Source organism: Acinetobacter sp. ME22 (genome assembly GCF_022012315.1).
Classification (GTDB): domain Bacteria; phylum Pseudomonadota; class Gammaproteobacteria; order Pseudomonadales; family Moraxellaceae; genus Acinetobacter; species Acinetobacter brisouii_A.
In genome coordinates, this window is the sequence record NZ_JAKLTL010000013.1 from 21,578 (window position 1) to 35,083 (window position 13,506).

General features: G+C 40.2%; 13 protein-coding genes. 10 read left to right on the plus strand and 3 right to left on the minus strand.

Annotated elements, in window-relative coordinates; genetic code table 11:
• Positions 1-8: 8 nt before the first annotated feature.
• From wecB to LVY74_RS14755, 3 genes are all read right to left on the minus strand, one after another.
• Complete coding sequence (wecB, locus tag LVY74_RS14745; RefSeq protein WP_237815697.1) at positions 9-1,157, minus strand: non-hydrolyzing UDP-N-acetylglucosamine 2-epimerase; 1,149 nt, start codon at positions 1,155-1,157, stop codon at positions 9-11.
• A 1-nt stretch (position 1,158) separates the two neighbouring features.
• Positions 1,159-2,328, minus strand: coding sequence for a tetratricopeptide repeat protein (locus tag LVY74_RS14750; RefSeq protein WP_237815698.1), 1,170 nt, complete (start codon positions 2,326-2,328; stop codon positions 1,159-1,161).
• A 305-nt stretch (positions 2,329-2,633) separates the two neighbouring features.
• Positions 2,634-4,013, minus strand: a complete 1,380-nt coding sequence (locus LVY74_RS14755; RefSeq protein WP_237815699.1) for an MFS transporter — start codon at positions 4,011-4,013, stop codon at positions 2,634-2,636.
• Positions 4,014-4,280: 267 nt separating this feature from the next.
• Between LVY74_RS14755 and gudD the strand changes: the two genes are divergently transcribed.
• From gudD to LVY74_RS14805, 10 genes are all read left to right on the plus strand, one after another.
• A complete protein-coding gene (gudD, locus tag LVY74_RS14760; protein WP_237815700.1) occupies positions 4,281-5,615 on the plus strand; it encodes a glucarate dehydratase in 1,335 nt (444 codons plus the stop codon).
• 78 nt (positions 5,616-5,693) lie between these two features.
• Positions 5,694-7,040 carry an MFS transporter gene (locus LVY74_RS14765; protein WP_237815701.1) on the plus strand — a complete coding sequence of 449 codons (1,347 nt, stop codon included), beginning with the start codon at positions 5,694-5,696 and terminating at the stop codon, positions 7,038-7,040.
• Between the two features lie 3 nt (positions 7,041-7,043).
• Positions 7,044-7,994 (plus strand): 2-hydroxyacid dehydrogenase, encoded by a 951-nt coding sequence (locus tag LVY74_RS14770; RefSeq protein ID WP_237815702.1) that lies wholly within the window; start codon positions 7,044-7,046, stop codon positions 7,992-7,994.
• A 63-nt stretch (positions 7,995-8,057) separates the two neighbouring features.
• A complete protein-coding gene (locus tag LVY74_RS14775) occupies positions 8,058-8,945 on the plus strand; it encodes a DMT family transporter (protein ID WP_111895529.1) in 888 nt (295 codons plus the stop codon).
• 94 nt (positions 8,946-9,039) lie between these two features.
• Positions 9,040-9,768, plus strand: a complete 729-nt coding sequence (locus LVY74_RS14780; RefSeq protein ID WP_237815703.1) for a FadR/GntR family transcriptional regulator — start codon at positions 9,040-9,042, stop codon at positions 9,766-9,768.
• A 35-nt stretch (positions 9,769-9,803) separates the two neighbouring features.
• On the plus strand, positions 9,804-10,391 hold the full coding sequence (locus tag LVY74_RS14785) for a hypothetical protein (protein WP_237815704.1): 588 nt from the start codon (positions 9,804-9,806) through the stop codon (positions 10,389-10,391).
• Between the two features lie 647 nt (positions 10,392-11,038).
• Positions 11,039-11,395 (plus strand): roadblock/LC7 domain-containing protein, encoded by a 357-nt coding sequence (locus LVY74_RS14790; protein ID WP_237815705.1) that lies wholly within the window; start codon positions 11,039-11,041, stop codon positions 11,393-11,395.
• A gap of 98 nt (positions 11,396-11,493) precedes the next feature.
• Complete coding sequence (locus tag LVY74_RS14795; protein WP_237815706.1) at positions 11,494-12,453, plus strand: hypothetical protein; 960 nt, start codon at positions 11,494-11,496, stop codon at positions 12,451-12,453.
• Between the two features lie 12 nt (positions 12,454-12,465).
• Positions 12,466-13,002 (plus strand): GTP-binding protein, encoded by a 537-nt coding sequence (locus tag LVY74_RS14800; protein WP_237815745.1) that lies wholly within the window; start codon positions 12,466-12,468, stop codon positions 13,000-13,002.
• Positions 13,003-13,025: 23 nt separating this feature from the next.
• Positions 13,026-13,460, plus strand: a complete 435-nt coding sequence (locus tag LVY74_RS14805; RefSeq protein ID WP_237815707.1) for a roadblock/LC7 domain-containing protein — start codon at positions 13,026-13,028, stop codon at positions 13,458-13,460.
• Positions 13,461-13,506 lie beyond the last annotated feature (46 nt).

Consider the following 13,506-nt stretch of genomic DNA (forward strand, 5'->3'; position numbering starts at 1 on the left):
TGAAAAATTTATGAGTGATGAAGATCTAATGCCAATCGATCTAAAATTTGTTGTGCTGCGGTTCCATCTCCAAATGGATTTTTGACATAAGCACGTTTGGCATAATAGGCTGTATCTTCAAGCAGTCGGGTCGCTTCACTAACAATTAACTCAGTGTCTGTTCCAACTAGAACACCTGCGCCCACATCGAGTACTTCTGGGCGCTCAGTGGTTGTTCGTAAAATTAAAACAGGTTTTTGGTAAGATGGACTTTCTTCTTGTATTCCACCTGAGTCTGTCATAATTAAATGAGCATGTTGCAATATAGCCAATAAGTTTGGGTAGTCAAGAGGTTGCAATAGATGGACTTGAGGCATGTCTTTAAATGCATCACTCACAACATCATGTACTGCAGGATTCAGATGTACAGGCCATGCAAAATGTAAATTAGGATAGCGTTCACATAGTTGTTTAACTGCACGGCAAATATTTAAAATCCCTTCACCAAAATTTTCCCGACGATGTGCAGTGATTAAAATGAGCTTTTCGTCAGCATTGAGTGCAATACCCAATGCAGATAGGCGTTGTGTAGGCTGTAAATTTGAAGCTTGTATAAATTCTTTTGCGAGATAGACTGCATCAACGACCGTATTGCCTGTAATAAAGATATCTTCAGGCTGGATTTTTTCGTTTAACAGATTATTGGCTGACAGTTGAGTAGGTGCAAAATGCCAGCGAGCAAGGCGAGAAACCAGTTGACGATTGCCTTCCTCAGGATAGGGATGTAACAAATCATAAGAACGGAGACCTGCTTCAACATGTGCAATAGGTAATTTCATATGAAATGCAACCAATGCTCCAGCCAAAACGGTTGTAGTATCTCCTTGTACCATAATGGCATCGCGAGGATGACCATTATTAAATGTATGTTCAAGTTGGGTGAGTGCATGAATTAGCAGCTGATTCAGGCTTTGTCCAGGATGCATAATTTTTAAATGCTGATCGATTTTAATCTTAAAAAAATCAATTGCATCACGCACCAATTCAACATGCTGCCCTGTGAAAATGACTTCAATCTGAAAACGTGGATCTTGTTGTCCCAATAAAATTACAGGCGCAAGTTTAATCAATTCAGGGCGCGTCCCGAAGATAATTGAAAGTTGAATTGGTGCTGTCATTTTAGAAATCCTTAAATAGAGTGAGTTCTACCCGTGTATTATTAAATGTACTTTTGACAGATGGCGGCGTACCAATCACATACTTACCATACATCTGTTCGACGCGTAGTTTTATTGGTAAATGAAACGGTTGCCATGCTAGACCTGGACCAATCTCAAAGATGTTATTGTAGTATTCATGGTTAGTATCATTCATTGTATGAGCTTTGAGATAAGCTTGCCAAGTTCCTGATTGTTCATGTTTATAGTTTAAACCTGAGCGCCATCGAAGGTCAGAAATCACGTTATAGTCTTCACGCGAATAACTTGCAATGTTGCCATAGGCTTCATTGAACCACACCGCTTGATTGCTAGGAGCTTCATGTTTAAATTGGTCACCATACCATTCTTGGTAAGCAGTGATTCCTCCATTGACACTTTCACGGAATTTTTTTCGATTTAGATCAACTAAGTCATAACTTCCGCCTGCTTCAAGGTAAATACGAATTGGCAGGTTAAGCCATGGTTGATAGTTGGCGCCTAAGCCGACAATCAACGCATTTTGATCAATGATTTCAGGTCGTGCACCACCTTTTGATTGAGTATCTCGGTTAATATTTAAAAAACTATAAACCTGTACCCGATTATTTTCCCCAAAATTACGTCCATAACGAACTTTAAGTGGAAAAATGACATCGTCATAACGCCCCTCATAAGAGGGTGAAAAATAAATATCTCCAAAATAGGGTGAATCTGGGGCTGAATTTTCAGCAGGGCTTAGGTTTTTGACTGCAACCTGTGCTTTTGCAGCAGTAGCAGGGTCTTGTGAGTGGCTAAGCTGTTGAAAGATTGGGAGAGCTTCTTTATTCCTTTGTGCAGCGTTAAGTAAATAGGCTTTCTGTAGTAGAAGTTGCTCATCATTTGGATTGAGTACTAATGCACGATCAAGGCTAGCCAATGCTTGGTCATTATGTTTGAGGCGAATTTGCAGGTAAGTTGAGGTTTTCCAAAGATTCAGATCATTTGGTGTGAGTGCAGCAAGTTGCTCTAGAATTTTTGCTGCCTGTTGCGGATCAGTTTTTTCAATTTGATAATAGTTTGCCCATAAATTGTATACAGGGCTCCCGACAGGATAGGTTGGATTTTCAGCATGACCAACAACTGCAAAACTGGTGATTAAACAGGTGAGCATGGCATGACACAGTTGGTTTTTTTTTATACTGATCAACCGATTTATAATCGTAAGGTTTGCCATATTTCGCCACATCCAAAATAATATATTGTGTTTTTATCTTAAATTTATATAAATCAAAGTCAATCGATGTTTCAAAAGATCAAGACTGTGATGATAGCTTTATCAAAGTTTGGTCATCAATTTAAAGCAATATTTTTTTTAAAGTTAAACATTTTATTTCGATTTAACCATCATATAGCTTGAGTCAAAATGAAAAAACAGCCATAGCAATGATGGCTGTCTATCATAATAAAGATAAAACATTATTGACTTGTGCTGCGCAATTCGAAACGCTGAATTTTTCCAACAATTAAGGTATAGCAAATAATCGCAACAATGGCATGGATGCCCACATAAACCAGTGCTAGGTTAAACGAGTTAGTGGTTGCCAAGATATAACCAATGACGATTGGTGTAACAATACCCGCAGTATTGCCAAAAGCATTCATCATTCCACCCGATAAACCGACCATTTGTTTGGGTGCGACATCCGACATGACGGCCCATCCCAAAGAACCGACCCCTTTGCCAAAGAACGACAATGACATAAAGAAGATAATTGCAGTTTGTGAGTCAACATAGTTACACACCACAATTGAAGTAGATAGTAAGAAGCCAAGAACAATCGGAAGTTTACGTGCCAAAGTGAGCGAATAACCCATACGAATCAGACGATCCGAAATAATTCCTCCTAAAATACCGCCGATGAATCCACATAATGCAGGCGCAACCGCAGCAAACCCTGCTTTTAAAATACTTAAGTGGCGCTCTTTCACAAGGTACACAGGGAACCATGTCAAGAAGAAGTAAGTTAAACAGTTCACACAATATTGTCCGAAGAAAATCCCAAGCATCATCCGTGAGCTTAAAATCTGTTTAACTTCAGCCCAAGTGGTTTTTTTCCGTTGAGTATTTCCCATATTTTCGCCCATATCAGTCAAGGCACCTTCTGCTTCAAGGTAAGCCAATTCTTCGGGGTTTATTGTTGGGTGCTGCTTCGGACTATAAATGACCTTGAGCCAAACCAAAGACAAGATAATCCCTAAACTTCCCATGACCCAGAAGATTGACTGCCAACTCATAGTGCCGACTAACCATCCCATGAGAGGAGCAAAAATCACGGTTGAAAAATAAGACGATGCATTGAAAATTGCCGCAGCCGTACCACGTTCTTTGGTTGGGAACCATGCTGCGGTCACGCTACTGTTACCAGGAAAAGCAGGTGATTCGGCTAAGCCAACTAAAAAGCGCAAGAGAAATAAGGCACTAATCACTACACCAGTATCGCCAAGGAAATGAACAAAACCAATGGCGATGGTGAAGATTGACCAGAGGAAGATACTCCAGAAGTAAACGCGCCTAGCCCCGAACTTATCGAGTAACCAACCACCTGGTAGTTGACCAATTACATAAGCCCAAGCAAATGCAGAGAAAATATAACCCATTGTAATTGAGCTAATTCCCAGTTCTTGAGACATTGGCGCTGCTGCCATAGACAGTGTGGCTCGATCTCCATAATTGAGTGCGGTGATAATAAAGATCATCGCTAAAATGTAATAGCGTGTCTTGGTATGGGTTGCCACTTTGACTTTTCTGCTTGTTGCAGCAAGGGTACTGCCCGAGGATTGCTGTGTATTTTCCATAATAAATACTCTGTCATTGAGCCCTTAGCGGTTAAGATCTAAGGCGACATCATGTCGATCGGGTATGCTTCTCCATCCATCTTGGATAAGCATACGGTTGTTATATGATGTATGACATCTTATAGCTTAAATTAAGTGAAGCACAAGCAAAATTTAAGTAAAAATTAAAAATAGAGGTAAAAATTCAATATTGGCTTGACATGTTGTATGATGTCTTATAAGTTTAATCGCAGAACAAAGACAGAAATGTGTACTAAGGAGTGGTATATGCGTGATACGCCTATTGTGAAATCTATTAAAGCGATCCCTGTTGCAGGGCATGATAGTATGTTATTGAATCTGAGTGGTGCGCATGGCCCATATTTTACCCGTAATATTATTGTGATTGAAGATAATGCGGGCAATATTGGCGTGGGTGAGGTGCCAGGCGGTGAAAAAATCCTCAGTACCATGCGTGATGCAATCCCTTTGGTCGTTGGACAGCCGATTGGGCAGTACAAAAATATTCTGAAAAATATTCAGCAACGTTTTTCTGACCGAGATCAGGAAGGGCGAGGACTACAAACTTTTGATTTACGTACCACGATTCATGTCGTCACCGCTTATGAAGCAGCACTGCTAGACTTACTTGGTCAACATTTGGATGTTAATGTGGCAAGCCTATTGGGTGAAGGACAGCAACGTAGTGAAGTCGAGGTGTTGGGATATCTGTTCTTTATTGGGGATCGTCGTCAGACCAATTTGGATTATCTACCTGCTGAACATGCTAAACATGACTGGTATCAAGTTCGTCATGAAGCTGCAATGACCCCTGCTAAAATTCAGGCCTTGGCTGAAGCCAGCTATGAACGCTATGGCTTTAAAGATTTCAAACTGAAAGGTGGTGTACTACACGGGGAACAAGAAGCCGAAGCCGTGACCGCGATTGCTCGTCGCTTTCCAGATGCGCGTGTGACGTTAGATCCGAACGGAGCTTGGGAACTCGATGAAGCGATTTCACTGGCGAAACATCTAAAAGGTGTGCTGGCGTATGCAGAAGACCCATGTGGTGCGGAAAAAGGGTTTTCTAGCCGTGAGATTATGGCCGAATTTAAACGTGCCACAGGTTTGCCAACTGCAACCAATATGATTGCCACAGACTGGCGTGAGATGTCACACAGCATTCAATTGCAATCGGTTGATATTCCTTTGGCTGATCCACATTTCTGGACTATGGATGGTTCGGTTCGCGTGTCTCAACTTTGCCAAATGTACAATTTGACATGGGGTTCACATTCAAATAACCATTTTGATATTTCACTGGCGATGTTTACCCATGTCGCAGCCGCAGCAGTGGGCAAAGTCACAGCGATTGATACGCACTGGATTTGGCAAGAAGGCATTGATCATTTGACCAAAGAGCCGTTAGAAATTCGTGATGGTAAAATTCAAGTGCCGAGCAAAGCAGGCCTCGGTGTGGAGTTAGATTGGGATAATCTCTATAAAGCCCATGAACTCTATAACAAGAAAGGTCTCGGGGCACGTAATGATGCCGAGGCGATGCAATTCCTCATTCCAAACTGGACATTTAACAATAAAAAACCGTGCCTTGTGCGCTCATAATTTTGTAGAAAAGCACTTTGTTTCACACTTGCCTGTGTGAGGCGAAGTGCTGCTCAAATAATCATAAGGAGTATGATTATGTCGATAACAATGGCGAAGCCTCAAGGTTCAAGTAAGGTTCGTTACCTGATTTTATTGATGATTTTTGTCATCACCGTGATTAATTATGCAGACCGTTCCACCCTTTCGCTTACGGGAACCACCATTTCACATGAGTTTGGATTAAGCCCTAAAGAATTAGGGCTTATTTTTTCAGCCTTTGGCTGGGCGTATGCGATAGGTCAGGTTCCTGGTGGCTGGTTTCTCGACCGCTTCGGTTCAAAACTGGTCTATGGTGGCAGCTTATTTTTATGGTCGCTGTGTACCTTTTGCCAAGGTTTAATTGGAAATACTTTCCATTTTGTTTCTCTGATTTTTACCTTTTTCTTTTTCCGCTTCATGTTAGGTTTGGTCGAGTCACCTGCCTTTCCTGCCAATAGCCGTGTGGTTGCGACATGGTTCCCCACCAAAGAGCGTGGCTTGGCATCTTCAGCGTTTAACTCGGCGCAGTATTTTGGCACGATTATTTTCGCACCGATCATGGGTTGGTTAGTGACCAAGTATTCTTGGCACTACGTCTATTTTTTCATGGGCGGAATCGGCTTTATTTTGGTGATGATTTGGGCGGCTGTTGAGCTAAACCCACTGAAAAATAAACGTGTCAGTGCCGCAGAGCTAGAACATATGCGTGCAGGTGGGGCATTGATTGATTTAGATCAGAAAAAACCTGTCGTAGAACAGTCTAAAGATAAAGCCTCGCAGTGGGAAATTCTCAAGGTTTTATTGACCAATCGCATGTTAGTCGGGGTATATATTGGACAATACTGTATTACCGCACTCAGTTACTTCTTTATTACGTGGTTCCCGATTTATCTGATCAAGGGTCGTGGCATGTCGATCATGGAAGCGGGCATGGTCGCTGCAATTCCAGCCATCTGTGGATTTTCAGGCGGTATGTTGGGTGGCATTGTTTCGGATATTCTGATTCGTAGAGGGTTTTCTAATACCGTTGCCCGTAAGATTCCATTTACCTTGGGCATGTTCTTTGCAACCACACTGGTGTTTTGTAATTTTGTCGATGCCAAGTGGGTTGTGATTATGCTGATGGCATTTGCTTTCTTTGGCAAAGGTTTGGCTGCGATTGGCTGGGCAGTCATTGCAGATACCGCACCGAAAGAAGCGATTGGTTTAACGGGTGGTGTGTTTAACGGTTTAGGCAATATCGCAGGTATTATTACTCCGCTTGTGATTGGTTATATTGTCGATGCGACAGGGTCTTTTTCAGGTGCTTTATACTTTGTTGCCGCACATTCACTGTTGGCCATGTTTAGTTATTTAGTGATTGTTGGCCCAATTCAACGGATTCAAATTAAAACAGGAGCATAAGACATGAGCGAAAAAATTGATGTAGAAATTCTAATGCTTGGCCCACAAATCGATATGTATGTACAAGAGATCGAACAACATTTCACAACGGTGCATAAACTTTGGAAAATGGAAAATCCAAGTGAATTCTTACAACAACATGGGCATAAATTCACAGCACTGGCCACCAGTGGTGGGGTTGGGGCAAAGCAAGACCTGATTGATGCTTTACCAAATCTGAAAATTATTGCCAGTTCAGGTGTGGGCTATGATTCGATTGCGGTGGATTATGCCAAAAGTAAAAATATTATCGTGACCAATACGCCAGATGTGCTCAATGATTGTGTTGCCGATACAGGCATGATGCTGATGTATGCGGTGGCGCGTCAGTTGATTCGTGCAGATCGTTTTGTGCGTGCAGGTCAATGGGCAAAAGGTGCCTACCCACTCACCACCAGTTTAGGCAATAAAGTTTGCGGTATTTTGGGGATGGGGAACATCGGTAAAGAGGTTGCCAAGCGTGCCGAAGCCTGTGGAATGCAGATTATCTACCATAACCGTAAGCCTAAAACAGGTTCGAGATATGAATATGTTGCCAGTGTCGAAGAGCTTGCAGAGAAATCAGATTTTCTGGTGCTTGCCTTGCCAAGCACGGCAGCAACCCAACACATCATTACCACAGATATTTTGCAGCGCTTGGGTAAAACAGGTTTTCTGATCAATATTGCCCGTGGTTCTGTGGTGGATGAAGATGCCTTAATTACAGCTTTAGAACAGGGTGTGATTGCAGGGGCAGGTCTGGATGTTTACGCACATGAGCCGTGTAGTGAAAGTCCGTTATTTGCTTTAGAGAATGTAGTGCTGACACCGCATTATGCCAGTGGCACACGTGAAACACGTAAAGCCATGGGTGATCTGGCCTGTGCAAATCTGGTGAAATATTTTACTGAGAACCAAGTCATTACCGCAGTTTAATCGGCTTTTGCTGCGTGATAAGCACGCAGCAAAAGCTCCTCGTTGAATAAGGAAAAATGGGCAATGCACACTACAGCACCGAGTCAGAGTCAGACTGCACGCGCAATTTTTTATTTACTCAGCGCTGCTTTGCTCTTTTCAATTATGGGCATTTGTGTGCGCTATGCCTCTTTAACGGTTGATTATTACACCACGGTTTTTTTCCGAAATGTGGTCGGTATGCTGATCTTTATTCCGATGCTATTTCAAAAAGGGTTGGGGTTTTTTAAGACCGATAAATTGTGGATGCATACATGGCGTAGTGTGATTGGGCTCACATCGATGTATGCCTTTTTTTATGCGCTCGCGCATTTAAAACTGTCCAATGCGATGGTATTTAGTTATTCATCGCCCATTTTTATTCCGCTGATCGCATGGTTATTTTTAAAAGAGAAAATTACCAAAGCAGCAATTTTAGCTGCCTGTATTGGTTTATTTGGTGTTCTATTGGTTGCCAAACCCGATACAGGCATGCTGAGCGTCATGTCATTGGTGGGTTTACTGGCAAGTTTCTGCTCAGCGATGGCATTTGTCACCGTGAGAGCACTGACCGATACGGAACCTGTCGAACGAATTGTGTTTTACTTTTGCCTGATTGGTTCGGGAATTTCAGCCATTCCTGCACTGTGGCACTGGCGAGGGCTTCATTGGCATGAATTGGGTTTACTGATTGCAGCAGGTTTACTCGCCAATATTAGTCAGTTGTGTATGTCAAAAGCGTATAGCCTTGCCCCTGCAAGTCAAATTGGCCCTGTGAATTATGTTGCGATTATATTTGCAGGCATTTGGGGCTATGTATTTTGGCATGAACTGCCTGACCGAATCAGCTTATATGGCTGTAGTCTGATTCTGATTTCGATGTTGCTTTGTCAACTTCGTATAAAATCGCAGAAACAACTACCAACAACATGAAAGCTAGCTCTATGATCATACAAAGGATTTGGTCAGTCGAATTGAGTTCATGTTATAATTGGCATTCCCTGTCTGCTTTGAACGTGTGAGAAAGATGATCGATTCAACAATCCAGAAAACGCATAAAACGAAAAACCATCAAAAGTTAAGTCATGCGATTGTTGAACAGTTGATTCAGCAGATTCAAAGTGGAAACTATGCGGTTGGCGATAAAATCCCAACCGAACTTGAGCTGATTGAACAGTTTGAAGTCAGCCGTTCGGTAATTCGAGAAGCGATTACTGAACTGCGCTCTTTGGGTTTCGTTGAAACTCGTCACGGTATTGGGACATTTGTGAAAGAGCAGGAAGGCGAGCAGAACTTCTTGCTTTCAAATGCGAGTCTAGAAACCATCAATGATATTATTGCCTTACTTGAACTGCGCATCAGCTTGGAAACTGAAGCCGTTTTTCTTGCAGCAGAGCGTCGCCAACAGGTGCATATTGATAAAATGCAGGCCGCATTGGATGATTTTAAAAAACATATTTCTTCCGATGTGATTGATGGGACTGTACAAGCAGACTACCGTTTCCATATTGCGATTGCCGAAGCATCAAACAATCAATATTTCGTTGATTTTTTAAAATATTTAGGTGAAAAAATCATTCCACGGGCACGCGTACGCTCCATTGAGTTGAACCCAAGTTCACGTCAGGAATATCTAGAGAATGTGCATTTAGAACATCTAAATATATTGAAAGCCATTGTTGATCAAGATGGTGCTTTGGCTCGTCAAATGATGCGTGCACATTTATCAAAAAGCATTAAGAAATTTAAAGGCTAATTGAACAATTTCTAGAGACTCTTCTCTGACTGAACATGAACTTTATTCCCAAAAAACTCACCGCTTTCCTGTATGCCACACGTCAGGAAGGCTTTATGGTGTGTTTAATTTTCTTTTGTGCAGCATTGATTGGCTGTTTTGTCGATCAGCAACAGTTTTTCCCGAAGCAGGTGAATCAGCAAAATTTCTCAGATGATGTCCACCTGAGCTATGGCAAAAATTATCGTGAACGCCAACTATTTTTTACCCAGAATAAAACCGTACAAATTTTTAAATGTAATAGTTTTCAAACCGATGTCTGTACTCAAAACTTCCCGATTCGCTTGAGCTATATGAAATACAGCACGATTTTGTGTCAGAGAAATGATGAGAAGGCATATTGGAATGCACGTCAGGCCTGTATCAATATTGTGTATGAACTTCATGGGACGACAGCCGCAGGGCATCAGGTGGTCATTAAAAATGATCAGGCTTTTGTGCAAAAATATATCCAACGTTTGGACATTGCACACAATATTCTGATCGGGTTATTCGCGACAGTTTTTGTTATGGGGGGGCTTTATTTATGGTTCGTATTTTCTATTCAAGCTAAACGACAGTGTTTTGGCCATAGTGAAGTATAGTCAATTGATTTAATTCCCGATACAGAAATGAAAGAGCATTTAAAAAAGCCGATTAATACAATAACGAACCACTCTTTACATTTGCGTTTAACTTGCGCTCATGCTTTTCAATCAGATTGAGATTAGGATTATAAGGTGCTAGTTGAAGGATTTGATGTTTTGGTTGAGCGAATCAGGCTTTTATGTTTTGTCTGTGACAAAATTTTTATCTAATTGAAAGTGTGAACTGCATCACATTTATTGGTTATTTTAATTAAAAAACCTCTTGTTGATTGATAAAACCTTTTATATATTATTTTGAGTTGGCATAAATTTTTTTTAAAAAAGCCAATATATATTTAAATATTAGTTTTATAATTTTTAAAAATATAAAATTCTAATTTTTAAGCGGTTGTTAAAAATAATATTTATATATCAATATAATAAATAGTTTTAAACTATTAAGCATATTGTGAAAGTTCATCTAAAAAGCTTCTAATTTTTAGATGAATATTTAACTTTAAAAATAATGGATTTTTTTAAATCACTTATAAAAATCATGGATTTATATTAAATTGGTATACGAAAGGTAGGTTGCTTTATCCTCAAAATTGAATAAATAATGTAGATAAGAAATTTACCCTAAACATTTAAATAGGATTAAAAACATGGCAAAAGTTTCTTTATCTGCTTTAACTGAAATTGATGGCTTTGTGGCTGTTGCGCTCGTTGACTCAGAAAGTGGACTCGCACTTGCAGCACAAGGTTCAGGCTTAGATCTTGAACTTGCAGCTGCTGGAAACACAGAAGTTTTGCGTTCGAAACGTAAAATCGCGAAAGCATTAGGATTAAATGATCATATTGAAGATATTCTGATTACTTTAGGTAAACAATATCACCTTATTCGACCTCTAGATTCTAATCCTAATTTGTTTTTATATTTAGTGCTTGAACGTGGAAAATCAAATCTAGCAATGGCAAGACATGAGCTCAGAACGTTTGAAAAAGAACTAGATTTTTCCTAAACAGATTCTAGACCGGTGGTCTGAATCGCAGACGATCGGTCAAATTTGGTTGTTTGCGTCAGATTCTATCTAACCATAAATATTCGATGGATATAGATATGCAACTTGCACAACAATCCTCCTTAAATATTGCTATTTTTGGTCTAAGTTTAAAAGTTCTTAGCGAGATTAAACTGGCTATTGAAAAATTGATTCCCCAAAATGTGCTGGTGAATTGGACAAATATTGCAGATCCAAAACTTCAGGTATTGATGGTTAATGATATGTTTTTTGATGCTCCAAGCATTCAAAAGCTGATTAAAAACCAAAATATTCGCTTATTGCGTTTGATTAATAATGCAGCGAAGCATGGTCAAATTGAAGAAAATATTTTATATCTGCCAATTGATGAAACCGTTTATCTAAAAGACTGGCTATCTCAATCTGCTGATACCGATACAAAGCATATATCATCAACAACTGCACAAACCATTGATATTAGCCGTCAGGATTTATATACCATTGTTCGGGAAATTTTGAATCCTGAAAACGGCACAATACAAGTTTTTGACCAAAACGGTATTTTGGCAATGGTTGATCCACGTAACCAATGGGCTTGGGTTTCTGACCAGCACCCAAATCAAACCAATGCTAGCCTAAACACCATTTATGCTACCATGAATGATCGCCAAGCCTTCAATACCATTCAACGCCAAGATTTAAAAAATTGGTTATGGAATGTGTTATGGCGTTCTACATCTTTTCATAAATTTGTACAGCAGCAGGATTGTTTTTATTTAAAGCAATGGCCACAACCTGAAGACCCTAAAGATCGACATGATATTTTAAGAATGTCTGCATGTTTTGCACAGGGCGCAAATATTATTACTGTTGCTGAGAAACTGGGTTTATCGGTTGATCGTGTAACCCAGTTTGTTTCTATTTCCTTAGCAACAGGTTTAGGCACCTTAATTCAAAAGAACCAAGTAAAATACCCACCACAACATACCCATTCAGAAGATGATGCAGGTTTAATGCGCAAATTCTTTGGAAAACTCCGTCGCCGCTTAGGCTTTTAATGAGGACAGATGATGATTCTACAACAGTACAAAATTGTTTTTGGTGGAACCATGGGGTCGGGAAAATCGACTGCTATCCGTGCATTGTCTGAAATTGAAGTTGTCGGGAGTGAAGCCGTTAACACCGATGCTGAAGCTCATACCAAAGCCCATACCACCGTTGGTATTGAATATGGTGAGATTACATTAGGCGATGGAGTAAAAGTTGGCTTATATGGAACACCTGGGCAGGATCGTTTTGATTTTATTTGGTCAGTGATCTGCAAAGGTGCAATCGGAACAATTTTATTAATTGATCATCAAGCTGAAAATCCACTTGAAGATTTAGCACACTATATTGCTGCATTTCGTAATACTAACCAGAATATTGTCATTGGCATTACGCATGTCGATGAAAAGATTGAACGCCCAACACTGATTTATCGTGATTGGCTAGAGCAACAAGACTGTAATTATCCTTTATTTTTTGTCGATGCGCGCCAACAAGAAGATGTTTTACTTTTAGTCGAAGCAATGGTTTCTAGCACCGAAGTTAATCTTTTATCTTAATATCCCCAACCAAAGGTCTTTTTATGCTTAATAGCGGTTCAGCGAATCCTCTATCTCGTAAAGTATCAAGTGAATTTATTCAAACAGCCAATCGGCAATTACAGCAATTGCTCAGTAGCGTATCTGGCGTACAATATGTCATGCTCTGTTCAAGCGATGGATTTGAAATTACTAGTATTTCTAAGAAAAATCTGAGTAATGGAAGTAAAATTGCTGCGGTAAGTAGTTCAATTTTAGCCATGATTGCAGCTTTTCTCAATGAAATTCAGCTCACAGGCTGTCAATCTGTGACCTTAGATGCAGAAAATGGCAAAGCTTTTCTGACTGCAATTCCAAGCCAGCATGCGATGTTATTGGTGACACTGACTTCAAATCAGTGTTTGTTAGGACAACTGATCTACGAAATTAAAAAAACTTCTGAAGCACTTATTCAACTCGATCAAGAGCATGCAGCTTAAGCTGTGGAGGATATGCTTTTGCATATCCTCTGAACTTAGATCAGTG

What these genes read in the sequence shown, in the direction of transcription:
- LVY74_RS14790 (WP_237815705.1), top strand. Translation starts at nt 11,039, where the DNA reads ATGGCAAAAGTTTCTTTATCTGCTTTAACTGAAATTGATGGCTTTGTG.
- LVY74_RS14805 (WP_237815707.1), top strand. Translation starts at nt 13,026, where the DNA reads ATGCTTAATAGCGGTTCAGCGAATCCTCTATCTCGTAAAGTATCAAGT.
- LVY74_RS14755 (WP_237815699.1), bottom strand. Translation starts at nt 4,013, where the DNA reads ATGGAAAATACACAGCAATCCTCGGGCAGTACCCTTGCTGCAACAAGC.
- LVY74_RS14800 (WP_237815745.1), top strand. Translation starts at nt 12,466, where the DNA reads ATGATTCTACAACAGTACAAAATTGTTTTTGGTGGAACCATGGGGTCG.
- wecB (WP_237815697.1), bottom strand. Translation starts at nt 1,157, where the DNA reads ATGACAGCACCAATTCAACTTTCAATTATCTTCGGGACGCGCCCTGAA.
- LVY74_RS14785 (WP_237815704.1), top strand. Translation starts at nt 9,804, where the DNA reads ATGAACTTTATTCCCAAAAAACTCACCGCTTTCCTGTATGCCACACGT.
- LVY74_RS14775 (WP_111895529.1), top strand. Translation starts at nt 8,058, where the DNA reads ATGCACACTACAGCACCGAGTCAGAGTCAGACTGCACGCGCAATTTTT.
- LVY74_RS14750 (WP_237815698.1), bottom strand. Translation starts at nt 2,328, where the DNA reads ATGCTCACCTGTTTAATCACCAGTTTTGCAGTTGTTGGTCATGCTGAA.
- gudD (WP_237815700.1), top strand. Translation starts at nt 4,281, where the DNA reads ATGCGTGATACGCCTATTGTGAAATCTATTAAAGCGATCCCTGTTGCA.
- LVY74_RS14780 (WP_237815703.1), top strand. Translation starts at nt 9,040, where the DNA reads ATGATCGATTCAACAATCCAGAAAACGCATAAAACGAAAAACCATCAA.
- LVY74_RS14765 (WP_237815701.1), top strand. Translation starts at nt 5,694, where the DNA reads ATGTCGATAACAATGGCGAAGCCTCAAGGTTCAAGTAAGGTTCGTTAC.
- LVY74_RS14795 (WP_237815706.1), top strand. Translation starts at nt 11,494, where the DNA reads ATGCAACTTGCACAACAATCCTCCTTAAATATTGCTATTTTTGGTCTA.
- LVY74_RS14770 (WP_237815702.1), top strand. Translation starts at nt 7,044, where the DNA reads ATGAGCGAAAAAATTGATGTAGAAATTCTAATGCTTGGCCCACAAATC.